This is a genomic window from Streptomyces sp. NPDC028907 (assembly GCF_055564995.1).
The window spans coordinates 624199-649549 of sequence record NZ_JBVHVE010000001.1 but is presented as its reverse complement, the minus strand read 5'-3'; the positions used below and the strand labels follow the sequence as shown (position 1 = coordinate 649549).

Sequence of the window (25351 nt, the reverse complement as noted above, 5' to 3'; positions counted from 1 at the left end):
TAAATTCTTACCGAGAACTTACGTGCCGTTCGCGGGGTGGTGGAACGCACGCGGCACGGCCTAGCCCTCCCTGGCACGAGGTGCCACCATGGAGGGGAGTCCGGGGACGCCGTCAGGGCGCCTCGAGATGACGTGAAGGAGCCGTTGCAATGACGCAGCTTTCGGCTGCCCAGACGCCTCAGGCGAAGACCTCCGACGGCAGCAAGGCGCTGTACGGGGGGAAGGGCACCCGCCGCATCACTGTCCGGGACATCGCGCTCGCCAAGGAGCGGGGCGAGAAGTGGCCCATGCTCACCGCCTACGACGCGATGACCGCGTCCGTCTTCGACGAGGCCGGCATCCCGGTCATGCTCGTCGGCGACTCGGCGGGCAACTGTCACCTCGGGTACGAGACCACCGTGCCCGTCACGCTCGACGAGATGACCATGCTGTCGGCCGCCGTCGTACGGGGCACCTCGCGCGCCCTGATCGTCGGCGACCTGCCCTTCGGTTCGTACCAGGAGGGCCCGGTGCAGGCGCTGCGCTCGGCGACCCGGCTGGTCAAGGAGGCCGGGGTCGGCGCGGTCAAGCTGGAGGGCGGCGAGCGCTCCCACGAGCAGATCCGCCTGCTGGTCGAGTCCGGCATCCCGGTCATGGCCCACATCGGCCTGACCCCGCAGTCCGTCAACGCCATGGGCTACCGCGTCCAGGGCCGCGGCGAGGAGGCGGCCCAGCAGCTGCTGCGCGACGCCAAGGCGGTCCAGGACGCGGGCGCGTTCGCGGTCGTCCTGGAGCTGGTTCCGGCGGAGCTCGCGGCCGAGGTGACGCGCGTGCTGCACATCCCGACGGTCGGCATCGGCGCCGGCCCGGAGACCGACGCACAGGTCCTGGTCTGGACGGACATGCTGGGCCTGACCGGCGGCCGCGTCCCCAAGTTCGTCAAGCAGTACGCCGACCTCCGCGAAGTCATGGGCAACGCGGCGAAGGCGTTCGCGGAGGACGTCGTCGGCGGAACGTTCCCGCTGGAGGAGCACTCCGTCCACTGAGCCCCACCGGGGCCCCACAGAGCCACTGCGGCACCACCACGACAGCCCGCCGATCTTCCCCCGTCGGCGGGCTGTCACCTTTTTGCGCCTAAACCGGCGCCGCTCTCGCAAAAGTGGTTGCTCGGCGTCGGGGTTCCTCAATTGATGGTTGCTGTGGGGGCGTGGAAATGAATCCGGCGCCCTTCAGAGCATTCGGTGAACGAGCAGGGGTGGCGCGGCCCTCATGCCACGCCCACCCCTGCCGCAACGCCGGTCAGCGGTGGCGGTACGACTCCACATAGCCGGCCGCGGGCGTGCCCACGCCGGTGACGTCGTCGTAGCCCTTCACGGCGCTCAGCGAGCTGTCCTTGCCGAGGGAGCGTACGGACGTGGCCAGACCGCCTGTCGCGTCATAGCCGTTGACGAAGTCGACGCGCGCCACCGCGAGCCCCGCCCCCGTCGGGTTGTCCGTGACGTCGTGGTACGCCTTCGACCCGTACCGCGCGTAGATCGACGGGTTGGCGAAACCGATCGGCTTCCCGCCGCGGGCCTCCTGAGCGAGTGCCTGGACGGCCGCGACGACCGGCGCCGCCAGTGAGGTGCCGCCGATCCGGTACTCGTCGTAGGCCTGTGTCTTCCCGTCCGGCATGGTCTGCGTCTGGCCCACCAGGAACCCGGTGTTCGGGTCGGCGATGGCCGAGATGTCCGGGACGACACGGTTGCCGTCGGCGCTGTTGGCCCTGGCCAGCGCGTCCGGTACGACGCCCTGCTGCCAGTACGGTTCGGCGACCGTCCTGCTGGTGCCGCCGCCCGCGCCCGAGGTGAACGCGCCCGGGAAACCGGTCCAGCTCTTTCCGTCGGCCGACAGGTCCGCCTTCTCGGTGCCCCAGCCGGTCTCCCACAGGTACTTGTCGCCCTTGCCGACCGCGAGCGAGGTCCCGCCGACCGCCGTCACCCACGCCGAACTCGCCGGGATGTCGACCTGCTTGGTGCCGCTGCTCGCGACCTCGTCGCCGTCGTCGCCGGAGGAGTAGTAGAAGCCGATGCCCTCCACCGCGCCGAACTGGAAGACCTGGTCGTAGGCGGCCGCGAGGTCGGGTGTCTGGGCGGCCTCCACCTCGCCCCAGGAGTTGGAGACGATGTCGGCCAGATGGTTGTCGACGATCTTGCCGAGCGAGTCGAGCAGATCCTCGTCGTAGCAGGAGGCGGCGCCCACGTACGTGATCTGCGCGCCGGGGGCGACCGCGTGCACGGCCTCGACGTCGAGGGTCTCCTCGCCGTACCAGCCGGCCGCACCGCACTCCTCGGTCCGGGTGTACTTCGCCGGCAGGACCTGCCGCAGCTGACCACTGGTGTAGGCAGGGTCACCGTTCCGCTTCGCGTACGTGGCCGCGTCGTAGGCGATGGTCGGGGAGGCGTACGCGTCGGTGATGGCGACGCGCACCCCCTTGCCGGTGCGCCGGCCCGCGCCGTACGCGGCGCGCAGCTGCTTGCCCGTGTAGCCCTTCACGGCGTACGGGACCTTCGTGCCGTACGCGTCCGGCAGCGTGCTCGCCACGTTCGAGCCGTGGTACGTCGAGAACGGCCCGGAGTTGCGGAACACGGTCTGCGGCGGCGGCAGTTGGTCCTTGTGGCTCGCCAGGTGCGGGGCGTTGTCCAGTCCGGTGACGGTCAGGACGGCGTCCTTCAGCGCGTCCGGCACCGAGACGGCGGCCACTGGAGCGCGGTAAGTCCTGGCGCCCTTGGTGTAGTTGTGCAGCTGGGTGCCGAACGCCTTCTCCGCGGCGGCCACATCGCCGGAGACGGCGACGTAGTGCTGCGTGACGCCCGTGACCTTCAGCCCGGCGGAGGTCAGCCACTTCTTGACGGCGGTGACCTGGGCTTTGGTCGCGCCGAAGCGGGCCCGCGCCCGGTCGGCCGACAGGTACTTGCCGTACGAGGCCGAGCGCGGGTCCGACACCGCCTTGGCGTAGGCGGCGAGGCCGGTCGCGTCCCGGCCCGCGAGGTAGACGCGCACGGCGACCCGGGCGCCGTCCGAGGTCGCGCCCTTGTCAGCCCCGGCCGTGGCCCACGTGGGCTTGGTCCCGGCGAGCCGGTCACGCCCCGGGTTGTCCGCGGCGTGCGCCGCCGGTATGCCGAGCGCCAGCGCGCCGGTGAGCAGAGGCAGTGTCGCCGCCAGACTCACGGAGGTGCGCAGCGCGGCACGTCGAGATCTCATGGAACCCCCTGTGCGATTCGTGTGCGAGTGGATCACCCGACGGTGGCCACTCAATCGCCGAACCGTTCACGCCAGGGAAATGCCCGGACCAAGAAGATCCCAACTAACCTAATGACAACGCCATTTCACAGCCGTGAGGACTACAGCCGTACGCACTACGCCGCCGGCTTCGCGCCCCGCTTCTTCAGCAGATCCGCCATCAGGTCGATCTCCGACTGCTGCGCGTCCACCATGCCCTGCGCGAGCCGCTTCTCCACCTCGACATCGCACTTGTCGACACAGCCCTCGGCCATATGGATGCCGCCCTTGTGATGGGCCGTCATCAACTGGAGATAGAAGACCTCGGCCTGCCTCCCGCTGAGGCCCTGAAGCTTCTCCATCTCCGCGTCGGTCGCCATGCCCGGCATCAGCGAGCCGTCCCCGGCGGAGGGCATGTCGCCCATGCCCATCCAGGTCATCGGCGGCTTCGCCGACACCTTCGGCAGCCCCCACAGGTCCAGCCAGCCCAGCAGCATGCCGCGCTGGTTGGCCTGCGTCTGCGCGATGTCGTACGCCAGCAGCCGCACCTCCTTGTCGTCCGTGCGGTCCCGCACGATGTACGACATCTCCACGGCCTGCTGATGGTGCACCGCCATGTCCCGTGCGAACCCGGCGTCCGCCGAGTCGGCGGACGGCGTGTCGCCCGAACCGCCCTCCTCGGCGACGGCGTAGGTGAGCGCGCCGACCGCGACGAGCACGGCCGCCGCGGTCCCGGCGATCCAGCCGACGTGCTTCTTCACTCCGACAGACCACCCGTGCACGCCGCGCCCGGCTCGGGCGTCTGCTTGCCCTGGACGTACGTCTCGAAGAACTTGCCGACGTTCGGGTCGTCCGCACCCGTCACCGTGCGCTGGTGGCCCCACGCGGTGAGCATGATCGGGTCCTTCTGCTTCTCGTCCGGGCTCATCAGCGTGTACGGCGTCTGCTTCACCTTCGCCGCCAGCGCCTCGACGTCGCTCTTGGACGCCTTGGACGTGTACGTCACCCAGACGGCGCCGTGCTCCAGCGAGTGCACGGCGTGCTCGTTCTTGAGCTCCTTGGTGTAGACGTCGCCGTTGCAGTTCATCCACACCTGGTTGTGGTCACCGCCGACCGGGGGCTCCGAGGAGTACTTCACGCTCTTGGCGACGTGGGTGCGCCCGAGCTTGCCCTCCCAGGTCCGCACGCCGTCCTTGCCGGTGACGAACTTGCCGGGGGAACTGGAGTCGACCGCCGCGGCGCCGTCGTCGGACTGCGACCGGATGAGCACGACACCGCCGACGACGAGACCGGCGACGACCACCGTGCTGGTCACGATCGTGAGGATGCGGTTGCGACGCTCACGAGCACGCTCGGCACGCCGCATCTCTTCTATCCGCGCTTGGCGCGAAGTGTTGCTCTTGTTCTTGGCGGAGCCCATGAGGCGTTGTCCTTCTGGCGAAAGGGACGGTCGGGTCCGCTGATCGTAAGGGGGAAGGTGGGACGTCTCGTAGGGCGGGCGCGGGAAAGAGCGGCGGAACGGCTGGATCATTCCGATCCGGCCAATATTTTGAATCGTGGATGCGCATTATCTACGCTGCGGAACATGCGGCTGTTGCGCTCCACCGACCTGGCACTGCGCCTTCTGATGCGGCTCGCCGTGCTGGGGGACGCCACCCCGACGACCCGCGAGGTCGCCGCCGACATGGAGGTGCCGTACACGCACGCCGCCAAGGTCGTCGCCGAGTTGCAGCACATGGGCCTGGTGGATGCCCGCCGGGGGCGCGGCGGCGGGCTCTCGCTCAGCGAGCGGGGCCGTACCGCGTCGGTCGGCGCGATCGTGCGGGCCTTCGAGGGGGACGGCGACGTCGTCGAGTGCGAGGGCGACAACCCCTGCCCGCTGCACTCCGGCTGCCGGCTGCGCGGCGCGCTGCGGCGGGCCCAGGAGGCCTTCTACGCCTCGCTGGACCCGCTGACGGTGACCGACGTGACCGCGGACCCCACCGGACCGCTGCTGCTGCAGATCGGCCGGACGCCCTGAGCCCCGGCGCCTCGGCTCACCCCGCCTGCGCCAGCCAGAGGTCGGGCCCGAACACCTCGTAGTGGATGTCGGCAGGCGCCACCCCTTTCTCGATCAACTGTGCCCGCACCGCGCGCATGAAGGGCAGCGGCCCGCACAGGTACGCGCGCGTGCCCTCCGGTACGGCGACGTCGGCGAGGTCGACCAGGCCGGTGCGGTGGGCCGCCTCGGCGGCGTCGGCGTCCGCCTCGTAGAAGAAGTGGACGGACGCGTCCGCCAGCTTCTCCACGTACGCCTCGTGGTCGGCGCGCAGGGCGTGCTCGGCGGGGGAGCGGTCGCCGTGCACGACGAGCACCGGGCCCTCGTGCCCGGTGTCCACGAGGTGCCCCAGCATGGCGACGATCGGTGTCACACCGATGCCGGCGGAGGCGAGGAGCAGCGGGGCGTCGGCGTGTGGGTCGCCGAGCACGAGATCGCCGGACGGCGCCGACAGGCTCAGCCGGTCGCCGGCCCCCACGCGCGCGTGGAGATGGTTCGAGACCTCGCCGTCGGGAGCCGCGTCCCCCAGCACCCGCCTCACGCTGATCTGGCGTACGGGTGAGCCCGGGGCGGCGGAGAGGCTGTACTGCCGTATCTGCCGGGCCCCGTCCTCCAGCTCGACCTGGACGGAGACGTACTGCCCGGCCCGGAAGTCCGGCGCCGGGCGCCCGTCGGCCGGCCGCAGCCGGAGGGTGGCGACGTCGGCGGTCTCCTCGACCCGCCCGACGACCTCCCACTCCCGCCACCCGCTCCCACCCCGCTCTTCGTAGAGCCGCTTCTCGATCGCGACCAGGGCGTTCGCCATCAGCCAGTAGACCTCGTCCCAGGCGGCCGCGACCTCGGGCGTGACGGCCTCGCCGAGCACCTCGACGATGGCGGCGAAGAGGTGCTCGTGCACCAGCGCGTACTGCTCCGCCGTGACGCCCAGGGAGGCGTGCTTGTGGGCGATGCGCCCCAGCATCGCGTCGGGCCGCTCCTCGGGGTGGTCCACGAGGTGCGTCGCGAACGCGGCGATCGACCCCGCGAGGGCCTGCCGCTGGGTGCCGGCCGCCTGGTTGCCGCGGTTGAAGAGGTCGCGCAACAGATCGGGGCGGGCGGCGAACAAACCGGCGTAGAAGCGCTCGGTGATCTCACCGATGGCCCCGCCGACGACGGGAAGGGTGGCACGCACGGTGGCGGCGGACTGCTCGGACAGCATCGGGTCTCCTCAGGCTCGATCGGGCCGATCCGGTGCCACCATTAAAACTTGCATCCGAGATGCAAATTAAAGCGGGGTGGGTCCTGTGGGGCCGGGCATTACGGATGTCGGTCCGAGCAGGCAAGATGGGCGGCAGAGCAGTGCACCGGCATACGGAGGGACACCCGCCGCATGCCGGGACTTCGCCCCTGGGTCGCCTCGGCGATCAAGGTGCGCAACGCGCCTGAAATGGTGTTGTGGTGTGATGCTCAGGTGCCCGACCGCCTCCCGCTGTACCGGAGACAGGCGGCCTGACCAGCAAGGATGGGGAAGCGGAAGATGGACAAGCAGCAGGAGTTCGTGCTCCGGACGTTGGAGGAGCGCGACATCCGGTTCGTACGCCTGTGGTTCACGGACGTGCTGGGCTTCCTCAAGTCGGTCGCCGTGGCCCCCGCCGAGCTGGAGCAGGCCTTCGACGAGGGCATCGGCTTCGACGGCTCGGCGATCGAGGGCTTCGCCCGGGTCTACGAGTCCGACATGATCGCCAAGCCCGACCCGTCGACCTTCCAGATCCTGCCCTGGCGCGCCGAGGCCCCCGGCACCGCCCGCATGTTCTGCGACATCCTGATGCCGGACGGCTCCCCGTCCTTCGCGGACCCGCGCTACGTCCTCAAGCGCGCCCTCGCCCGCGCCTCCGACCTGGGCTTCACCTTCTACACCCACCCCGAGATCGAGTTCTTCCTCCTGAAGGACCGGCCCCTGGACGGCTCACGCCCGCAGCCGGCCGACAACTCGGGCTACTTCGACCACACCCCGACCAACGTCGGCATGGACTTCCGCCGCCAGGCGATCACCATGCTGGAGTCGATGGGCATCTCGGTCGAGTTCTCCCACCACGAGGGCGCCCCCGGCCAGCAGGAGATCGACCTGCGCTACGCCGACGCGCTGTCCACGGCGGACAACATCATGACGTTCCGCCTGGTCATGAAGCAGGTGGCGCTGGAGCAGGGCGTCCACGCGACGTTCATGCCGAAGCCGTTCTCCGAGCACCCCGGCAGCGGCATGCACACGCACCTGTCCCTCTTCGAGGGCGACCGGAACGCGTTCTACGAATCCGGTTCCGAGTACCAGCTCTCCAAGGTCGGCCGCTCCTTCATCGCGGGCCTGCTCCGCCACGCGGCGGAGATCTCGGCGGTCACCAACCAGTGGGTCAACTCCTACAAGCGCATCTGGGGCGGCTCCGAGCGCACCGCGGGCGCCGGCGGCGAGGCCCCCTCGTACATCTGCTGGGGCCACAACAACCGCTCGGCCCTGGTCCGCGTCCCGATGTACAAGCCCGGCAAGACGGGTTCCGCCCGGGTCGAGGTCCGCTCCCTGGACTCCGGCGCCAACCCCTACCTGGCCTACGCCGTCCTCCTCGCCGCCGGCCTCAAGGGCATCGAGGAGGGCTACGAGCTCCCTCCGGGCGCCGAGGACGACGTCTGGGCCCTCTCCAACGCCGAGCGCCGCGCGATGGGCATCGAGCCCCTCCCGCAGAACCTCGGCGAGGCGCTGACCCTCATGGAGAACAGCGACCTGGTCGCCGAGACACTTGGCGAACACGTCTTCGACTTCTTCCTGCGCAACAAGCGGCAGGAGTGGGAGGAGTACCGGTCCGAGGTCACTGCGTTCGAGCTGCGGAAGAACCTGCCGGTTCTCTAGCGCCTGATCGCCGTGGGGCGCGGGATTCGTGGCGAGTGCGGCCCGTCGTGGGCTGGTCGCGCCCACCCGGCGGAGCCGCTATCGATACAGTCCCGCGCCCCTTTACGGCGTCACTGCTCGCGCTTGTTTGCCAGATCTGCGAGGACCTGATGCAGGGGTTCCGTCGCCCTTCGGCGGTACTCCTGGATCGACCAGCCGTTGCCGTCCGGGTCCTTGAAGTACATGAAGGTGGCGCCGTCGTCGGGGGAGTACTGCACCGGCTCCGATACCTCCAGCCCCCGCTCCACCAGTTCCGCGTGGGCCGCCTTGATATCGGCCACGCAGAGCTGGAGGCCCTGGTAGGAGCCGGGCTCGGGGACCGTCTCGCCCTTGGTCAGGTCCCAGATGCTGTCGCCGAGGGCGATCGAACAGCCGGAGCCCGGAGGGGTCAGCTGGACGATGCGCATGCCCGGCATGACCTCCTGGTCGATGTCGACGTGGAAGCCGACCTTGTCCCGGTAGAAGTCACGGGCCCGGTCGATGTCGCTCACGGGCAGCGGGATCACTTCGAGGGTGAAGTCCATTACCGGTCCTCCATGGAGAATCGCCAGCGGGTCTGACTGAACGGCTCCCCCTACCGAAGCGGAAACCGACGCTCTGCGCCACGTGAGGGTCAGGTTCCGTATCTTCAGAGCACCGGCGCCGGACGCGAGGCGGGCGAACCCCCGCTCACCGCAACGGGCCGCCGCTGGCACCCCGCCCAAGCCGGCGCAGCGGCTAGGCTCGATCGCGTACGACCTTGATCGGGCGCGTACCCCGATCGGACGGGAGGGCGAGCATGACGGCGCCGGGGCGCAGAAGCAGTACCTTCACCAGGCTGCTACGGCACGGATTCACCGACCCCTCGGCCGCCGACCGGCTGCTGGACAGCCCCGAGCTCGCGCCGATCAAGAACGACCCGGTCCTGCTGGAGGCCCTGGGCGCCACGGCGGACCCCGACCTCGCCCTGCACGGCCTCGTCCGCCTGCTCGAAGCACAGCCCGGCCACGCCGCCCAGCGCGAACTGCTCGACACCGTGATAGCGGCCAAACCCCTGCGCGACCGCCTGCTCGGTGTCCTCGGCGCCTCCGCCGCCCTCGCCGACCACCTCGCCAAGCACGCCGCCGACTGGCAGGCACTGGTCATGTACGAGCCGCGGGACCTGCACCCCGAGGTGGAGGAGTTCGAGCAGGGCCTCGCCGAGGCCACCGACCCCGTCTCCCTGCGCGTCGCCTACCGGCGCTGCCTGCTGTCCATCGCCGCCCGCGACGTGTGCGGCACCACCGACGTGGCCCAGACCGCCGCCGAACTCGCCGACCTCGCCACCGCCACCCTGCGCGCCGCCCTCGCCCTCGCCCGCGCCGCCGCACCGGAGGACGCCGCACAGTGCCGGCTCTCGGTGATCGCGATGGGCAAGTGCGGGGGCCATGAGCTCAACTACGTCTCCGACGTCGATGTGATCTTCGTCGGTGAGACCGCCGACGGCGCCGACGAGGGCAAGGCCCTGCGGTCGGCCACCAAGCTCGCCTCGCACATGATGCGGATCTGCTCCGAGACGACCGTCGAGGGGTCCATCTGGCCCGTGGACGCCAATCTGCGGCCCGAGGGCCGCAACGGTCCGCTGGTGCGGACGCTCAGCAGCCACCTCGCCTACTACCAGCGCTGGGCCAAGACCTGGGAGTTCCAGGCACTGCTCAAGGCCCGCCCGGTGGCGGGCGACATCGAGCTGGGCGAGGAGTACGTCGCCGCGCTGCAACCTCTGGTGTGGAAGGCCGCCGAACGGGAGAACTTCGTCGCCGACGTGCAGAAGATGCGCCGCCGGGTCGTCGAGAACATCCCGGTGGGCGAGCTGGACCGGCAGCTCAAGCTGGGCCCCGGCGGACTGCGGGACGTCGAGTTCGCCGTCCAGTTGCTGCAGTTGGTGCACGGCAGGCACGACGCGTCACTGCGCAGCGGCACCACCCTGGACGCCCTCCAGGCACTCGCCGCCGGCGGCTACGTCGGCCGCGCCGACGCCGCGCAGCTCGACGACGCCTACCGCTTCCTGCGCTCCATGGAGCACCGCATCCAGCTCTACCGGCTGCGCCGGACCCACCTCGTCCCCGAGGACGACGCCGACCTGCGGCGCATCGGCCGCTCCCTCGGCCTGCGCGTCGACCCGGTCGCCGAGCTGAACCGCGAGTGGAAACGGCACGCCGGTGTCGTACGGCGGCTGCACGAGAAGCTCTTCTACCGGCCGCTGCTCGACGCCGTCGCCCAACTCGCCCCGGGCGAGGCACGGTTGAGTGCCGGGGCGGCCCGCGAGCGGCTGGTCGCGCTCGGGTACGCCGACCCGGCGGCCGCGCTGCGGCATCTGGAGGCGCTGGCCTCCGGGGTGACGCGGAAGGCGGCGATCCAACGGACCCTGCTGCCCGTGCTGTTGGGCTGGTTCGCGGACTCCGCCGATCCGGACGCCGGTCTGCTGAACTTCCGCAAGGTGTCGGACGCGCTCGGCAAGACCCCTTGGTATCTGCGGCTGTTGCGGGACGAGGGCGCCGCCGCCGAGAACCTCGCCCGGGTGCTGTCGGCCGGCCGGCTCGCTCCCGATCTGCTGATGCGGGCACCGGAGGCCGTGGCGCTGCTCGGGGACGGCGACGGCGGGACCGGTCTTGAGCCGCGGTCGCGCAGCCACCTGGAGCAGGAGATCTTCGCCGCGGTGCGCCGCGCGGACGGTGCCGCGCAGGCGGTCGCGGCGGCCCGGGGGGTGCGGCGGCGGGAGCTGTTCCGTACGGTCGCCGCCGACGTCGTCGACTCCTACGGCACCGAGACCAAGCCGGCCGAGGCGGACCAGGGGGCGCTGGTGGACCGGGTCGGGGCCGCGGTGTCCGACCTGACGGCGGCGACGTTGGCGGGGACGCTGCGGGCGGTGGTGCGGGAGGGGTGGGGCGACACGCTGCCCACCCGGTTCGCGATCATCGGCATGGGGCGGTTCGGCGGGCAGGAGCTGAGTTACGGCAGCGACGCCGATGTGCTGTTCGTGCACGAGCCGCAGGACGGCGTCGATGAGCACGAGGCCGCGGTGGCGGCGAACCGGGTCGTGGAGGAGATGCGTCGGCTGCTGCAGCTCCCGAGTGCGGATCCGCCGCTGTTGATCGACGCCGATCTGCGGCCGGAGGGGAAGTCGGGACCGCTCGTCCGTACGCTGAAGTCGTACGCGGCGTACTACCGGCGGTGGTCGCTGGTGTGGGAGTCGCAGGCGTTGCTGCGGGCCGTGCCGGTCGCGGGGGACGCCGAGCTGGGATCTCGGTTCGTCGAGTTGATCGATCCGTTGCGGTATCCGGCCGAGGGACTCGGGGACGAGGCCGTGCGGGAGATCCGGCGGCTGAAGGCCCGTATGGAGTCCGAGCGGCTGCCGCGCGGTGCCGATCCCAAGCTGCACACCAAGCTCGGGCCCGGGGGGCTGTCCGATGTGGAGTGGACCGTGCAGCTGCTGCAGCTGCAGCACGGGTGGGACCAGCCCGGGCTGCGGACCACTCGGACTCGGGAAGCTCTCGTCGCCGCGTGTTCGGCCGGGCTCATTCCGGAGGAGGAGGCCGGGATCCTGGACGAGGCGTGGGTGCTGGCGACCCGGGTGCGCAACGCCGTGATGCTGGTGCGGGGGCGGGCCGGGGACACGTTTCCCTCGGACAGCCGTGAGCTGGCCGCGGTCGGGCGGTATCTGGGGTACGAGCCCGGGCACGTGGGGGACATGCTCGATGCGTATCGGCGTACGGCTCGGCGGGCTCGGGGGGTCGTGGAGGAGCTCTTCTACGGCGGGTGACGGGGTGCCTCCGGCGGGTGGCCGGGGATGCCCGCGGCGGCCTGCGCGGGGGCCGGTGGGGGTGCGTAGCGCCTACGCGTGGGTCGTGGGGCGGGACCGCGCCGGGGGGTGTCCGTCCTCGGTCGGGCGGCTCGGTTTGGAGAGGTGCTCTGCGTTGACACTCGCCGCTGCGGGCGGACACCCCCCGGCACGTCCCCTCTCCGCCGTCGGCGAGTGCGGGCGGGTGGGGGGTACCCGCCTCGGCAGCGCGTGGGGGAGGGCGCCGTACCAGAGGCGGGCCACCGTGTAGCCGAAGGCCAGGCAGATCAGGCCGCCGACCGCGTCCAGCCAGAAGTGGTTGGCCGTGGCCACGATCACCAGGAGGGTGGCCGCGGGGTACAGGAGGCCCAGGACGCGGATCCAGGGGATTCTGGCGAGGGCGAAGATCGTCAGGCCCGACCAGACGGACCAGCCGATGTGCATGGAGGGCATCGCGGCGTACTGGTTCGACATGTTCTTCAGGTCGCCCGAGGCCATCGAACCCCAGGTGTCGTGGACCAGGACCGTGTCGATGAATCCGGTGCCGGTCATCAGGCGCGGGGGAGCGAGCGGATACAGGTAGTAACCGATCAGGGCCACGCCTGTGGTGGCGAAGAGGACCAGTCTCGCTGCCGCGTAGCGGCCGGGGTGGCTGCGGTAGAGCCAGACCAGGACGGCCAGGGTGATGATGAAGTGCAGCGTCGCGTAGTAGTAGTTCATGCCGACGATGAGCCAAGTCACCGAGTTCACGGCGTGGTTCACCGACTGCTCGACGGCGATGCCGAGGTGGTGTTCCAGGTTCCAGAGCCAGTCCGCGTTGCGGAGGGCTTCTGCTTTTTGTTCCGGGACCGCGTTGCGGATGAGTGAGTACGTCCAGTAACTCACCGCGATCAGCAGGATCTCGAACCAGAGGCGGGGGCGACGGGGGGTGCGCAGACGGCGCAGGGGGCCCCGCCCCGTCCTGTCCGCGACGGGGGGAAGAACGGCCGCTTCCCGGCCTTCCAGTGTCGTCACGGTCGTGTCACCCATGGGCACAGAGTCTGCCAGAAAAGACTTCCCCGACCGATCATCCTCCGGTCGGGGGCAGGACGCACGTTCTACGGCGGGAGTAGAGCCCCGTTCTCCTGCCAACGGTGGGGTGGCTGCGGGGATTCCCCCTCTCAGGGATGGTTTCTGTTCCCCGGTGCCGAGGCCGTCGAACCGCGCACCACCAGCTCCGGCATGAACACGAACTCGCTGTGGGGGGCGGGGGTCCCGCCGATTTCCTCCAGGAGCGTGCGTACCGCGGCCTGGCCCATCGCCGGGACCGGCTTGCGGACGGTGGTGAGGGGCGGGTCGGTGAAGGCGATCAGGGGGGAGTCGTCGAAGCCCACGACCGAGACGTCCCTGGGGACCTCCAGGCCGCGCTGCCGGGCCGCGCGTATCGCGCCCAGCGCCATCATGTCGCTGGCGCAGACGATCGCGGTGCAGCCGCGGTCGATCAGGGCCGTGGCGGCCGCCTGACCGCCCTCCAGCGTGTAGAGGGAATGCTGGATCAGGTCCGCCTCGATCGTGTCCGGCGGCAGGTTCAGCTGGTCCTGCATCGTGCGGACGAAGCCCTCGATCTTGCGCTGGACCGGCACGAAGCGCTTGGGGCCGAGCGCGAGGCCGATGCGGGTGTGGCCGAGCGAGGCGAGATGCGTGACCGACAGGTTCATCGCGGCGCGATCGTCCGGGGAGATGAAAGGTGCCTGGACCTTGGGGGAGAAACCGTCGACCAGGACGAAGGGGACGCCCTGGGCGCGCAGCCGCTCGTAGCGCTGCATGTCGGCGGTGGTGTCGGCGTGGAGGCCGGAGACGTAGATGATGCCGGCCACTCCGCGGTCCACGAGCATCTCGGTGAGCTCGTCCTCGGTGGAGCCGCCCGGCGTCTGCGTGGCCAGCACCGGGGTGTAGCCCTGCCTGGTCAGTGCCTGGCCGATGACCTGGGCCAGGGCCGGGAATATCGGGTTCTCCAGCTCCGGGGTGATCAGGCCCACCAGGCCCTCGCTCCGTTGCCGCAGCCGCACCGGACGCTCGTAGCCGAGCACGTCGAGTGCGGCCAGCACGGACTGGCGAGTGGTGGCGGCGACGCCCGGCTTCCCGTTGAGAACGCGGCTGACGGTCGCCTCGCTCACCCCCGCCTGAGCAGCGATGTCTGCAAGCCGTGTGGTCACGGCACTGGACTGTACCGGCCGAAAGTCGCCTTGCACACCAATCGGACGCCTGGGGCGACCTGTTGGCCGGCCTGGTCCGGGTTGCTGCGTCATCGCGCTCCCTCGTGAAAGTGGTGGCAAGAGCTTGCAGAGTCTTGCACAAGTGGCTCGCGTGGTGCTCCACCCTTGGAAAGAAGCGTCTCATGACGGTCGCCGACTGGTCACGCGCGGATAACTTCGGAGACCTCTTGCACATTTTTTCTGCAAGGTCTTTCGTAAGGCTTTCAACGCTGTTACGTTCACGTCGCCCGGCGGCCGCAACGGCGCAGTCGGCAAGACAGCAGGGTCCGGCAGACGGGGCCGTTCCCTGTAGGGCCCTCTCGTCAGGGCCCACCACACGGGCTTTCACCCTCAAGGAGAACTCATGCGGCGTGGCATAGCGGCCACCGCGCTGGTGGCGTCCCTCGCTCTCGCGGCGACGGCGTGCGGCGGGGACGACAGTGGCAGCGACTCGGGCGGGCCGGTCACCATCACCTGGTGGGACACCTCCAACGCCACCAACGAGGCGCCGACGTACCAGGCCCTGGTCAAGGAGTTCGAGGCCGCCAACAAGGACATCAAGGTCAAGTACGTCAACGTCCCCTTCGACCAGGCGCAGAACAAGTTCGACACCGCCGCCGGTTCCAAGGGTGCCCCGGACGTCCTGCGCTCCGAGGTCGGCTGGACCCCCGCCTTCGCCAAGAAGGGCTTCTTCGCGCCGCTGGACGGCACCGAGGCCCTCACCGACCAGGCTGAGTTCCAGCCCAGCCTGATCGAGCAGGCCAAGTACGAGGGCAAGGTCTACGGCGTTCCGTTCACCACGGACACCCTCGCCTTCGTCTACAACAAGGCCCTGTTCAAGAAGGCCGGCGTCGAGGCCCCCAAGACCTGGGACGACCTGAAGAAGGCCGCCGCCACGATCAAGGACAAGACCGGCGTCGACGGCTACTGGGGCTCCACCCAGGCCTACTACGCCCAGACGTTCCTCTACGGCGAGGGCACCGACACCGTCGACGCCGACGCCAAGAAGATCACCGTCAACGGGGCCGAGGCCAAGAAGGGCTACGGCACCTGGCTGAGCCTCTTCGACGGCAAGGGCCTGCACAAGGCCGACACCACCGCCGACGCCTACGCCCACATCCAGGAGGCGTTCGTCAACGGCAAGGTCGCCGCGATCATGCAGGGCCCCTGGGAGATCACCAACTTCTACAAGGGCTCCGCGTTCAAGGACAAGGCCAACCTCGGCATCGCCACCGTCCCGGCCGGCTCCTCCGGCAAGGCGGGCGCCCCGACCGGTGGTCACAACCTGTCGGTCTACGCCGGCTCCGACGAGGCGCACCAGAAGGCCGCGCTGAAGTTCGTGAACTTCATGACCTCGGCGAAGGCCCAGGAGACCATCGCGCTGAAGAACTCCACGCTGCCCACGCGTGACGACGCCTACACGGACAAGGTCAAGGCCGACCCGGGCATCGCCGGCTACCAGACGGTCCTCGCCGCCGCCCAGCCGCGGCCGGCCCTGCCCGAGTACAGCTCGCTGTGGGTGCCGCTCGACACCGAGCTGCTCAAGGTCGCCGGGGGCAAGGAGTCCCTCGACAAGGGCCTGAGCACCGCCGAGACCGAGATCGCCAAGCTGGTCCCGGACTTCAGCAAGTGACCCCGCGTGGCCGTCGGATCCTCCTGATCATGGGGGGAAGGATCCGGCGGTCACCGGCTGTGCGCCGTACACCCTGATCTGTCGATCCTCATGAAGGTTGTCGAACCATGACAGTCGCCATCGACCGCGCGACCGGCAAGACCCGAGGCGAACGCGGGCCACGCCGCGGACTCGGCCAGCGCCTGAAGCACGGCTACCAGAAGCACTGGTACGCCTACGCGATGATCGCCCCCGTGGTGATCGTCCTCGGCGTGCTCGTCGTGTACCCCCTGGTGTACGGCTTCTACCTCACCCTCACCGACGCCAACAGCCTCAACAGCGCCCGCACCATCGGCGTCAACGAGATCGAGGCCACCTACAAGTTCGTCGGCTTCGACAACTACGCCGACATCCTCTGGGGCGAGACGGCGTACGACCGCTTCTGGTCGCACTTCATCTGGACGGTCGTGTGGACGGCCGCCTGCGTCACCCTCCACTACACGATCGGCCTCGGCCTCGCCCTGCTGCTCAACCAGAAGCTGCGCGGGCGCACCCTGTACCGGCTGATCCTCATCCTGCCGTGGGCCGTGCCGACCTTCGTCACCGTCTTCGGCTGGCGGATCATGCTCGCCGACGGCGGCGTCGTGAACTCCTTCCTGGAGACGCTCCACCTGCCGACCCCGCTGTGGCTGGAGGACACCTTCTGGCAGCGCTTCGCCGCGGTCATGGTCAACACCTGGTGCGGTGTGCCGTTCATGATGCTGTCGCTGCTCGGCGGACTGCAGTCCATCGACTCCTCGCTGTACGAGGCCGCCGAGATGGACGGCGCGAGCAAGTGGCAGCAGTTCCGGTACGTCACCCTGCCGGGCCTCAGGTCCGTGAGCTCCACCGTCGTACTGCTCGGCGTCATCTGGACCTTCAACCAGTTCGCGATCATCTTCCTGCTGTTCGGCAAGACCGCCCCGGACGCCGACATCCTCGTCACCTGGGCCTACCGCCTCGGCTTCGGACAGCAGCCACGTGACTTCGCGCAGTCGGCCGCCTACGGCATGCTGCTGCTGGCCATCCTGATCGTCTTCACCTCCTTCTACCGCCGCTGGCTGAACCGCAACGACCAGCAGCTCGCGATCTGAGGCAGGAGTCCCCATGAGTACCACCACTGTTGAGGCCCCGGTGAAGAAGCAGGAGCCCGTGCCCACTGCCGGCCCGCGCGAGGGCCACCGCCGGGGCACGTCCCTCGTCTCGCACGGCATCCTCGTCGTGGCGAGCCTGATCGCGCTCTTCCCCGTGGCCTGGCTGGTCTTCCTCTCCCTCGGCCCGGACAAGGACGACTACCTCCACCCCGGCGGCATCTGGGGAAAGATGACGCTGGACAACTACACGTACGTCCTGCAGGAGACGAAGTTCCTCGACTGGCTGACGAGCACACTCATCGTCACGCTGGGCACCACGCTCATCGGCGTCGTCATCGCCGCCACCACCGGCTACGCGGTCTCGCGGATGCGCTTTCCGGGCTACAAGAAGTTCATGTGGGTGCTGCTGGTGACCCAGATGTTCCCGGTCGCCGTCCTCATGGTGCCGATGTACCAGATCCTGTCCGAGCTCCAGCTCATCGACAGCTATCTCGGCCTCGTCCTCGTGTACTGCACGACGACCGTGCCGTACTGTGCCTGGCTGATGAAGGGGTACTTCGACACGATCCCGTTCGAGATCGACGAGGCAGGACGCGTCGACGGGCTGACCCCCTTCGGCACGTTCGCGCGACTGATACTGCCGCTCGCCAAGCCGGGCCTGGCGGTCGCCGCGTTCTACAGCTTCCTCACGGCCTTCGGTGAGGTGGCGTTCGCGTCCACGTTCATGCTGTCCGACACGAAGTACACGTTCGCGGTCGGTCTGCAGACCTTCATCAGCGAGCACGACGCGCAGCGCAACCTGATGGCCGCGACGGCGGTGTTGGTCGCCATACCGGTTTCCGCCTTCTTCTACTTCGTGCAGAAGAACCTGGTGACCGGACTCACCGCCGGTGGCACCAAGGGGTGACGGTCGTAGCCGATCAGTCGCGGCGACGTCGTGGCTGATCGCGCCCACGCGGCGGTAGCCGCACCTCGATGCAGCCCCGCGCCCCTTGAGGCCGGCGCTGCCCCCCTCACCCCCAGAAACCCGAGGCGGCCGCTGTGTCCATCCGACCCCGCTGTCACCGCGGCCGCCTCGTCCGACCCCATGAATCCGTTACGTACCAAGGACGCCATGAGCCAGCAGCACTCCGCCCTCGCCCCGGCCCCGAACCCCGCCAAAGCCAAGCGCAGCGACTGGTGGCGCGACGCGGTGATCTACCAGGTCTATCCGCGCAGCTTCGCCGACAGCAACGGCGACGGCATGGGCGACCTGGAAGGCGTACGCTCCCGCCTGCCCTATCTGCGCGACCTCGGCGTCGACGCCGTGTGGCTCAGCCCCTTCTACGCCTCGCCGCAGGCCGACGCCGGCTACGACGTCGCCGACTACCGGGCCGTCGACCCCATGTTCGGCAACCTCCTCGACGCGGACGCGCTGATCCGGGACGCCCACGAGCTGGGGCTCAGGATCATCGTCGACCTGGTCCCGAACCATTCCTCCGACCAGCACGAGTGGTTCAAGCGGGCGGTCGCCGAGGGGCCCGGCTCCCCGCTCCGGGACCGCTACCACTTCCGCCCCGGCAAGGGGAAGGACGGCGAACTGCCGCCCAACGACTGGGAGTCCATCTTCGGCGGCCCCGCCTGGACGCGTGTCGCCGACGGGGAGTGGTATCTGCACCTCTTCGCGCCCGAGCAGCCCGACTTCAACTGGGAGCACCCGGCGGTGGGGGACGAGTTCCGCTCGATCCTGCGCTTCTGGCTCGACATGGGTGTCGACGGCTTCCGTATCGACGTCGCTCACGGCCTGGTGAAGGCGGAGGGGCTGCCGGACCTCGGATCCCACGATCAGCTCAAGCTGCTGGGCAACGATGTCATGCCGTTCTTCGACCAGGACGGCGTGCACGCCGTCTACCGGCAGTGGCGCACGGTCCTCGACGAGTACGCGGGCGAGCGCATCTTCGTCGCGGAGGCCTGGACGCCGACCGTCGAGCGCACCGCGAACTACGTCCGCCCGGACGAACTGCACCAGGCCTTCAACTTCCAGTACCTGGGCACGGAGTGGGAGGCCGAGGAACTGCGCAAGGTCGTCGACCGCACGCTGGAGGCGATGCGCCCGGTCGGCGCCCCGGCGACCTGGGTGCTGTCCAACCACGACGTCACCCGCCACGCCACCCGCTTCGCCAACCCGCCCGGCCTCGGCACCCAGATCCGCACGGCCGGCGACCGCGAACTGGGCCTGCGCCGCGCCCGCGCCGCCACGCTCCTCATGCTCGCGCTGCCCGGTTCGGCGTACGTCTACCAGGGCGAGGAGCTCGGCCTGCCGGACGTCGTCGACCTGCCCGACGAGGTCCGCCAGGACCCCGCGTACTTCCGGGGCGAGGGCCAGGACGGCTTCCGCGACGGCTGCCGGGTGCCGATCCCGTGGACGCGCGAGGGCTCGTCGTACGGCTTCGGCACGGGCGGCAGCTGGCTGCCGCAGCCGGCGGGCTGGGGCGGGCTGAGCGTCGAGGCGCAGACCGGCGACCCCGATTCCACGCTCGAGCTGTACCGCGCCGCGCTCGCCGCCCGCCGTGAGCAGCCCGACCTGGGAGCCGGTGAGACGGTGGAGTGGCTGAAGGCCCCCGAGGGCGTCCTCGCCTTCCGCCGCGGCGAGTTCGTGTGCGTCGCCAACACCGGCGGCGAGTCGGTGACGACTCCGGCGTACGGCCGTCTCCTGCTCGCCAGCGGCGAGATCAGCGAGACGGACGGCGAGGCGAAGCTTCCCGGCGACACCACGGTCTGGTGGACGAGGGCCTGACCGTGCGGCGCATGCGTAGGCGGTGAAGGCCGCCGACGCCTCCGGCCCGCCGCCCGCTTCGGACGGCGGGCCGGAGGCACACGCTCGCCGTCCCCGGTGTCAGATGCCGAGGTACGGGGCGATGGTGGCGGCGGTGGCCGCGGACCGCAGGTAGTTGGTGGCGTGGTGGAAGCGGAAGAGGCTGCTGATCACGGCGGTGTGGTCCAGCGCGATCCCCTCGAAGTGCCGACCGAGTCGGTTCGGGACGGCCACCGGGTCTCCGGGGTCGGCGATGTTGACCCATCGCGTCCGACCGGGCAGACGTGCTCCCTGCGGCGTGGGGTCGCACGGACGTGGTGCGGGGACCAGGCGTTCGAAGACCGCGCGGGGCAACGCCAGCGGTGAGCCCAGGGTGAGGAACAGTTCCGGCTGGAGGTCCGGGTGGGCGTGCAGGGCCTCGTAGGCGACGACCGAGCCCAGGGAATGGGCGATGACGACGCGTGGCCGGTGCCTGCCGATCCGCTCGGCGACCGCCTCCCGGGCCGCTGCGCGCTCCGGGGCGTCTTCCGCCCGCAAGTACATGGCGACCTCCGGGAACAGCATGCGCAGGAAGACTCGCAGCGGCCCCTCCGCCAGATCGAACCTGCGCGCCACCCACGACGACAGCGCCCGCAGCGGCACTGTGGCATGCCCCTGCGACACCTCGTCAGGGACACCCAACTGCCGCGCCCAGGCCGCGAGCATCTCCTGGGCGAGCGGGTCGCCCAGGAAGTCGCCGTTCGGCTCTCCCTGGGCCGCCGGGGCGGTGAGGAGCCGATCCGCGTAATAGGCGAAGTCCAGATCGAACCGGTCCGCGGGAACGTCGAGGCCCGCGGCCAACGGTCGGGCCCAGGCGGCCGCCTTCAACGCGCGGAGCTCTTCCCTGCGGGTGCCGGTGACACCGGCACCGAAGCTGTTGCCGACGCCGTGCACGGTGACGATCCGCAGCGGTGGACTACCGGGGGCGGTCACTGAGTCTGCCTTTCAGAGGTGCGAAGCTGAGAGCGGCGACCTCGTTTCCGAATCCGGCGACCACGGTGGCGTCCGGGGTGACGGTGAGGGCCTTCACGGGCGAGGGACAGGGATACCTGGTCAGGCAGGTGCCCGAGCTCAGGTCCCACACCTGCACCGAGTAGCCGCCGGTGACGGCGTAGGGGCGGCCGTCCAGCCGCACCACCTCCAACGCGGACAAGAGGCCGGCGAAATGTTCCTGGACCAGGGCGCCGGTGGTCAGATCCCACACCCGCACCGCGAGGCCGTCCGCCGTGACGACGTGGGGACGGTTGTTCAACTCCACCACCCGTACCGCCTCCACCCGCCCGTTCGGGATGTGGCCGAGCAGCTCGCTCGGCTGCTCACCGTTGGTCAGGTCCCACACCCGTACCCGTCCGTGACTGCCGCCTGTGATGGCGACGGGGCGTCCGTCCAACTCCGCCACCGCCACCGCCATCACCGCGTCATGACCGGGGCCCGTCAATTCTCGGACCCGGGTCGCGGTGGTCAAGTCCCACACGAGCGCCGATCCGGAGTCGCCGTTGGTGACGGCGTGCGGGCGACCGTCCAGCTCGGCCACCGCCACCGCATTCAGCGAACGGAGGCCGGCCAGCTCTCGGCTGCGGGCGCCTGTGGTGAGGTCCCATACCCGCACCGACCCGTAGCTGCCGATGATGGCGTGCGGCCGGCCCTCCAGCTCTACCACCCGCAGGCCATGCACCGGCGTGGTGTGGCCGGTCAGTTCACGGATCAGGACGCCAGTGGCCACGTCCCAGATCAGCACTCGTCGGTCGAAGGCGCTCGTGACGGCGTGGGCGCGGCCGTCCAGTTCCATTGTCTCCACCGCGCTCACCTGATCCGTGTGACCGGCCACTTCAGGACGCTCGGCACTGACCGTCAGGTCCCAGACGAGCACCGACCCGTCCTGGCCGCCCGTGACGGCGTGTGGCCGGCCGTACAGCTCGACCACCCCCACGCCGCTCACCGCGCCCGTATGACCGGCGAGTTCACGGACCTGGACGCCAGTGGTGAGGTCCCACACAAGGACCGAACCGTCGTAGGCGCTGGTGATCGCGTGCGGCCGACCCTCCAGCTCCGTCACCTCCATCGCCGACACCCAGCGTGTGTGGCCGACCAGTTCACGGATTGCGGTGCCGGTGATGAGGTCCCACACGAGCACCCGCCCGTTGCCGCCGGTGACGGCGTGGGGTCGGCCCGCCAACTCCACCACCGCTGTCGCGGACACCTCGTCGTCGTGCCCCCCGGCCAGTTCGGCGACCTGCGTGCCGGTGGTCAGATCCCATACGCGGGCCGGACCTTTGCCACCGGTGATGGCGTGCGGACGCCCGTGCAGCTCCACCGCGGTGACCGTCGAGAGGTAGGCGCCCTCGTCGCTGTCGTCCTCGTCGTAGTCGATGTCGTCCTCGTGGACGTACAGCCAATGGGTCCTGGCAGCAGTGATCAGATCCCACACGACCATTTCACCGCTGAGGTCGCCGATGACGGCGTGGGGCCGGCCGTCTATCTCCATCGTCGCTATCGCGGTCACCATGCTGAAGCCACGCGCCAGTTCACGGACCCTGGTTCCGGTGGAGAGGTCCCACACGAGCACCGAACCGTCTTCCCCGCCCGTGATGGCGTGGGGCCGACCGTTCAGCTCCACCACCCGTAGCGCGGACACCTCGCCGTTGTGCGCTCCGGCCAGTTCGCGGGTCTCGGCGCCGGTGGTCAGGTCCCACAGCCGGACCGTGCCCTCGTTGTTGCCGGTGACGGCGTGGGGTCGGCCGTCCAGCTCCACCACTCCTGCCGCGGTCACCGAACACAGGGTGTCCGTGAGAGCGCGGACCAGTGCGGTGGAGATCTGGCTGCCTGTCGCCCACCGCACCTGCCAGTCCCTGTCCCCATGCAGCTGTGCCCGCAGCGAGGCGTTTCGGAAACGTGTCGCGTCCAGGGCGAGAAGCTGCCGGCGCTCCTCGGGGGACAGGTCGTGGTGCCTGGCCCAGGACGCCCGGTAGACCGCGGCGTTGAGCCTGGCCCGCTGGGAACGGGCGTGCCTGAGGGCATCCGCGAGGGCGTTGGGGTCGGCGTGCAGGAGGAAGCCGCCGTCGTCGAGGAGTTCGTCCAGACACCCGGCGCTGATCGCGTGCTGGGCGGTGTGCCGTAGCAGGTACGGGACGGCCCGATGCCACTGTCCGCGGCCCGAGGCGTCACGGGGTACGGAGTCCAGCAGCCGCTCGTACAGCCGCTCTGCCGGTCCGAGCGGGCGGCCCGGCGTTGTGGAGGCGCCCTGATCGAGTGGCCGTCCAACCGGGTCGCGCAGCCAGTCGGCGAGCCCTTCGTGGAAGAGCCGGTAGAGGGTGGTGCCGTCGTCGTCGACGTCGCGGCGCAGGTAGAAGCGGGCTTCCCCGTCCAGGAGCCGGTACAGGTCCGGCAGGGACAACGGGGTGGCGTCGTCGGTACGCGCGGCGCCTTCGGTAGGTGTGATGAAGGCCGGGGCGACCTGCGCCAGGACGCTTTCCGGCATGCCCCGGCCCTGGGCGAAGGAGAGGGCGGTCAGCACGGGCCGCAGGAGGGGCCGGTCGTCCAGGTGGCGTCGCAGGTCGAGTTCCAGAAGAGCGGGCAAGCTGCGGGGCACGGCCCGCCCCAGCGCGGCAGCTTCCTCGACGCCGCCGGGCAGGGGGCCGGTGAGGAGGTAGTGGGTGTAGAGCCCGGCGGTCAGGAACTCGCCCCACTGCAAGGCACCGGTGTCCTTGGTTTGTCCGTTGCCGTACCCGGTGAGCGTGTCGGCGATCGCCTTCGCCAGGGTGTCCCGAACCGGCCGCAGAGCACCGGCGGCATAGGGGCCCTCGGCCGCGAGGAGCCGCCTGACGTAGTCGGCCACGTCCCCGCGCACGGCCTGGGGCGGGGCGGCACTCAGGTCCATGCAGTCACCGGCGTCCCGTGCCAGGGCCAGCAGGCCGTGGAACCGCTCGTCGTCACGGGTGCCCACCAGCAGCCGCAGTCGGCTGCCCGGCCCGCGTGCCTGGCGGGCGAGCGGGAGCAGCAACGCGGTGGTGATGTCCTGGGGCCGCAGGGCTTCGTCGAGGGCGTCGATGACCACGGTGACCGGCCGCCCGTCCAGGGGCAGCATCCGCAGCAGGCGGTTCGCAGGGCTACGCGCAGCCGCCTCACTCGCGCCACCCCCGTCGAAATCGTCGGCTTCTCCGCGGATGTGCCGCAACTGGCGGGCCAGGGAGTCGACGACGTCGTCCAGGCCCAGGCGGCGTGCGTGGACCACGATGATCCGGTCGTTCGCCCCTGGGGCTCGGTTGCCCAGGCCCGCCCACAGGGACCTGGTGTGCCGGCGCAGGTCCGGGTGCGCGGCGCAGATCAGCACGCCGAGCAGCGCGGACTTCCCCGCGCCGGGCTTGCCCGTCAGCACGCGCAGCCCCGGCGCGGCCTTCTCGTCGTCGAGCCAGCCGGTGAGGACGTCCAGCTGAGCGGTTCGCCCGCTGAAGTAGCCCTCGGCCCAGTCGCGGTGCACCGGCTCCGCGCCGCCGGCGCGTCCCATGAAGTGCAGCGGGTCCACGGCCCAGTCCGCCAGCCGGGCTATCTCCGGCGGCAGGTCCGGGGCCACGGCGGGGGATCCACGATCGTGATCGAAGGAGGGGTTGGGGAAGAACGGCAGGTGGGACAGATCCGCGTGCCCGGGTACGAGGCTGGTCAGAATCGTCTGCGGCAGGCCGCCGGTCTGCGCGGCCAGCTCGTTGACCGTGTCCTCGATGTCCCTCCAGACCGTGTGCGGCGGGATGTACCGCACGGACGGATCGAAGCGCACCTTCAGGGTGCGGTACTTCTCCAGGACCTGTACCAGGGCCTGGCTCAGGCGGTAGCCGAACGCCCGCTGGCCGGGCCCGGAAGCGGCCAGCACCCAGGCCCGGCGCCGGGCGACATCCATGCGCGAATGCCAGGCGGTCACCGCGGCCTCGCCCGCGTAGCAGACGTCGAGGACGAAGAGTGTGGTCGGCCGGTGCCGCTGCGGGTGGTCCTCGATCAGGTCGATCCACGCGCCCACTGGCCGGCTCAGGCGCTCTCCGTCACTGCCCAGGACATAGAGCTTCTCGCTGCTGCCCTCGGCCAGTTCGCCGTGCCCGACGACGTGCACGATCAGCACGTCGACGTGCTGGGCCACCACGGCCTCCTCGACCAGCCTCCCGTACCCGTCCGCATCGAGGGACCCGGTGCCTGGGAACGGCTCGTACTGGAACTCCGACAGGATCTCGGCAACCCTGTCGGCGTGAACGGGGGCTTCCGCCAGCACGTCCAGTCCCGCGCGTGGAGGGTCACCGTCCTCGTCACGCGTCAACGCGATTCCCAAGGAGACCACGGCATGCCGTCGCGCTCCGCCCGCATTCCCCGTCGGCTGTCCAGCCGCTGTCGACTCCCGCACTGATCCTTCCCCGTCCGGCACATGCCCCGACCACCGGGCCAAGACCGACGCTAGACATGTCCGGCCGTCCCAGTGGCCACATCCGGCAAGAAAGCGGAAGGACGGGGACGGGATTCGACGACCGCTTGAGAGTGCGGCAGTCGAGACAGCCACGTCAAGGTTGCG

General features: G+C 70.2%; 17 protein-coding genes. 8 read left to right on the top strand and 9 right to left on the bottom strand.

Annotated elements, in window-relative coordinates:
- The first annotated feature begins 149 nt into the window (after positions 1 to 149).
- Positions 150 to 1025, top strand: coding sequence for a 3-methyl-2-oxobutanoate hydroxymethyltransferase (gene panB, locus ACZ4UU_RS02925; RefSeq protein ID WP_468036128.1), 876 nt, complete (start codon positions 150 to 152; stop codon positions 1023 to 1025).
- A 253-nt stretch (positions 1026 to 1278) separates the two neighbouring features.
- Here the strand turns inward: panB and ACZ4UU_RS02920 are convergent, their stop codons facing one another.
- The 3 genes from ACZ4UU_RS02920 to ACZ4UU_RS02910 form a co-directional block, all read right to left on the bottom strand.
- Positions 1279 to 3222, bottom strand: a complete 1944-nt coding sequence (locus tag ACZ4UU_RS02920) for a S53 family peptidase (protein WP_468036127.1) — start codon at positions 3220 to 3222, stop codon at positions 1279 to 1281.
- Between the two features lie 155 nt (positions 3223 to 3377).
- Positions 3378 to 4001, bottom strand: coding sequence for a DUF305 domain-containing protein (locus tag ACZ4UU_RS02915; RefSeq protein ID WP_468036126.1), 624 nt, complete (start codon positions 3999 to 4001; stop codon positions 3378 to 3380).
- The gene (locus ACZ4UU_RS02910; protein ID WP_468036125.1) at positions 3998 to 4660 is read right to left on the bottom strand and encodes a DUF3105 domain-containing protein; all 663 of its coding nucleotides are present in this window, start codon (positions 4658 to 4660) and stop codon (positions 3998 to 4000) included. The genes ACZ4UU_RS02915 and ACZ4UU_RS02910 overlap by 4 nt, the downstream gene beginning before the upstream one ends.
- A 165-nt stretch (positions 4661 to 4825) precedes the next feature.
- Here ACZ4UU_RS02910 and ACZ4UU_RS02905 point away from each other — a divergent pair, with 165 nt between their 5' ends.
- Entirely contained in the window at positions 4826 to 5260 is a 435-nt protein-coding gene (locus ACZ4UU_RS02905; protein ID WP_468036124.1) for an RrF2 family transcriptional regulator, read from the top strand.
- 16 nt (positions 5261 to 5276) lie between these two features.
- On the opposite strand, the gene ACZ4UU_RS02900 is transcribed toward ACZ4UU_RS02905, so the two are convergent.
- Positions 5277 to 6476 (bottom strand): globin domain-containing protein, encoded by a 1200-nt coding sequence (locus ACZ4UU_RS02900; protein ID WP_468036123.1) that lies wholly within the window; start codon positions 6474 to 6476, stop codon positions 5277 to 5279.
- Positions 6477 to 6794: 318 nt separating this feature from the next.
- Between ACZ4UU_RS02900 and glnA the strand changes: the two genes are divergently transcribed.
- Positions 6795 to 8156 (top strand): type I glutamate--ammonia ligase, encoded by a 1362-nt coding sequence (gene glnA, locus ACZ4UU_RS02895; RefSeq protein WP_468036122.1) that lies wholly within the window; start codon positions 6795 to 6797, stop codon positions 8154 to 8156.
- A 110-nt stretch (positions 8157 to 8266) separates the two neighbouring features.
- Here the strand turns inward: glnA and ACZ4UU_RS02890 are convergent, their stop codons facing one another.
- Positions 8267 to 8719: a VOC family protein gene (locus tag ACZ4UU_RS02890; protein WP_468036121.1), complete on the bottom strand. Its 453-nt coding sequence runs from the start codon at positions 8717 to 8719 to the stop codon at positions 8267 to 8269.
- 254 nt (positions 8720 to 8973) lie between these two features.
- Here ACZ4UU_RS02890 and ACZ4UU_RS02885 point away from each other — a divergent pair, with 254 nt between their 5' ends.
- Positions 8974 to 11973 (top strand): bifunctional [glutamine synthetase] adenylyltransferase/[glutamine synthetase]-adenylyl-L-tyrosine phosphorylase, encoded by a 3000-nt coding sequence (locus tag ACZ4UU_RS02885; RefSeq protein ID WP_468036120.1) that lies wholly within the window; start codon positions 8974 to 8976, stop codon positions 11971 to 11973.
- A gap of 72 nt (positions 11974 to 12045) precedes the next feature.
- On the opposite strand, the gene ACZ4UU_RS02880 is transcribed toward ACZ4UU_RS02885, so the two are convergent.
- Positions 12046 to 13020: a phosphatase PAP2 family protein gene (locus tag ACZ4UU_RS02880; RefSeq protein ID WP_468036119.1), complete on the bottom strand. Its 975-nt coding sequence runs from the start codon at positions 13018 to 13020 to the stop codon at positions 12046 to 12048.
- Positions 13021 to 13151: 131 nt separating this feature from the next.
- Positions 13152 to 14186 carry a LacI family DNA-binding transcriptional regulator gene (locus ACZ4UU_RS02875; protein ID WP_468036118.1) on the bottom strand — a complete coding sequence of 345 codons (1035 nt, stop codon included), beginning with the start codon at positions 14184 to 14186 and terminating at the stop codon, positions 13152 to 13154.
- Between the two features lie 403 nt (positions 14187 to 14589).
- On the opposite strand from ACZ4UU_RS02875, the gene ACZ4UU_RS02870 reads away from it, so the two are divergent.
- The 4 genes from ACZ4UU_RS02870 to ACZ4UU_RS02855 all read left to right on the top strand — a co-directional run bounded on the left by ACZ4UU_RS02870 (position 14590) and on the right by ACZ4UU_RS02855 (position 19746).
- Positions 14590 to 15858, top strand: coding sequence for an extracellular solute-binding protein (locus tag ACZ4UU_RS02870; RefSeq protein ID WP_468036117.1), 1269 nt, complete (start codon positions 14590 to 14592; stop codon positions 15856 to 15858).
- Between the two features lie 107 nt (positions 15859 to 15965).
- Complete coding sequence (locus tag ACZ4UU_RS02865) at positions 15966 to 16970, top strand: carbohydrate ABC transporter permease (protein WP_468036116.1); 1005 nt, start codon at positions 15966 to 15968, stop codon at positions 16968 to 16970.
- Between the two features lie 13 nt (positions 16971 to 16983).
- Positions 16984 to 17877 carry a sugar ABC transporter permease gene (locus tag ACZ4UU_RS02860; protein ID WP_468036115.1) on the top strand — a complete coding sequence of 298 codons (894 nt, stop codon included), beginning with the start codon at positions 16984 to 16986 and terminating at the stop codon, positions 17875 to 17877.
- Positions 17878 to 18084: 207 nt separating this feature from the next.
- Entirely contained in the window at positions 18085 to 19746 is a 1662-nt protein-coding gene (locus tag ACZ4UU_RS02855) for a glycoside hydrolase family 13 protein (protein WP_468036114.1), read from the top strand.
- 99 nt (positions 19747 to 19845) lie between these two features.
- On the opposite strand, the gene ACZ4UU_RS02850 is transcribed toward ACZ4UU_RS02855, so the two are convergent.
- Both ACZ4UU_RS02850 and ACZ4UU_RS02845 read right to left on the bottom strand, forming a co-directional pair.
- Positions 19846 to 20736: a serine peptidase gene (locus tag ACZ4UU_RS02850; RefSeq protein WP_468036113.1), complete on the bottom strand. Its 891-nt coding sequence runs from the start codon at positions 20734 to 20736 to the stop codon at positions 19846 to 19848.
- Entirely contained in the window at positions 20720 to 25114 is a 4395-nt protein-coding gene (locus ACZ4UU_RS02845) for a P-loop domain-containing protein (protein WP_468036112.1), read from the bottom strand. Before ACZ4UU_RS02845 ends, ACZ4UU_RS02850 begins: the two co-directional genes overlap by 17 nt.
- Between the last annotated feature and the right edge of the window lie 237 nt (positions 25115 to 25351).

Excerpts from the sequence above, each read along its gene's own strand:
- ACZ4UU_RS02865 (WP_468036116.1), top strand. The coding sequence starts at position 15,966 with ATGACAGTCGCCATCGACCGCGCGACCGGCAAGACCCGAGGCGAACGC.
- ACZ4UU_RS02900 (WP_468036123.1), bottom strand. The coding sequence starts at position 6,476 with ATGCTGTCCGAGCAGTCCGCCGCCACCGTGCGTGCCACCCTTCCCGTC.
- ACZ4UU_RS02860 (WP_468036115.1), top strand. The coding sequence starts at position 16,984 with ATGAGTACCACCACTGTTGAGGCCCCGGTGAAGAAGCAGGAGCCCGTG.
- panB (WP_468036128.1), top strand. The coding sequence starts at position 150 with ATGACGCAGCTTTCGGCTGCCCAGACGCCTCAGGCGAAGACCTCCGAC.
- ACZ4UU_RS02905 (WP_468036124.1), top strand. The coding sequence starts at position 4,826 with ATGCGGCTGTTGCGCTCCACCGACCTGGCACTGCGCCTTCTGATGCGG.
- ACZ4UU_RS02870 (WP_468036117.1), top strand. The coding sequence starts at position 14,590 with ATGCGGCGTGGCATAGCGGCCACCGCGCTGGTGGCGTCCCTCGCTCTC.
- ACZ4UU_RS02855 (WP_468036114.1), top strand. The coding sequence starts at position 18,085 with ATGAGCCAGCAGCACTCCGCCCTCGCCCCGGCCCCGAACCCCGCCAAA.
- glnA (WP_468036122.1), top strand. The coding sequence starts at position 6,795 with ATGGACAAGCAGCAGGAGTTCGTGCTCCGGACGTTGGAGGAGCGCGAC.
- ACZ4UU_RS02920 (WP_468036127.1), bottom strand. The coding sequence starts at position 3,222 with ATGAGATCTCGACGTGCCGCGCTGCGCACCTCCGTGAGTCTGGCGGCG.
- ACZ4UU_RS02910 (WP_468036125.1), bottom strand. The coding sequence starts at position 4,660 with ATGGGCTCCGCCAAGAACAAGAGCAACACTTCGCGCCAAGCGCGGATA.
- ACZ4UU_RS02890 (WP_468036121.1), bottom strand. The coding sequence starts at position 8,719 with ATGGACTTCACCCTCGAAGTGATCCCGCTGCCCGTGAGCGACATCGAC.
- ACZ4UU_RS02880 (WP_468036119.1), bottom strand. The coding sequence starts at position 13,020 with ATGGGTGACACGACCGTGACGACACTGGAAGGCCGGGAAGCGGCCGTT.
- ACZ4UU_RS02885 (WP_468036120.1), top strand. The coding sequence starts at position 8,974 with ATGACGGCGCCGGGGCGCAGAAGCAGTACCTTCACCAGGCTGCTACGG.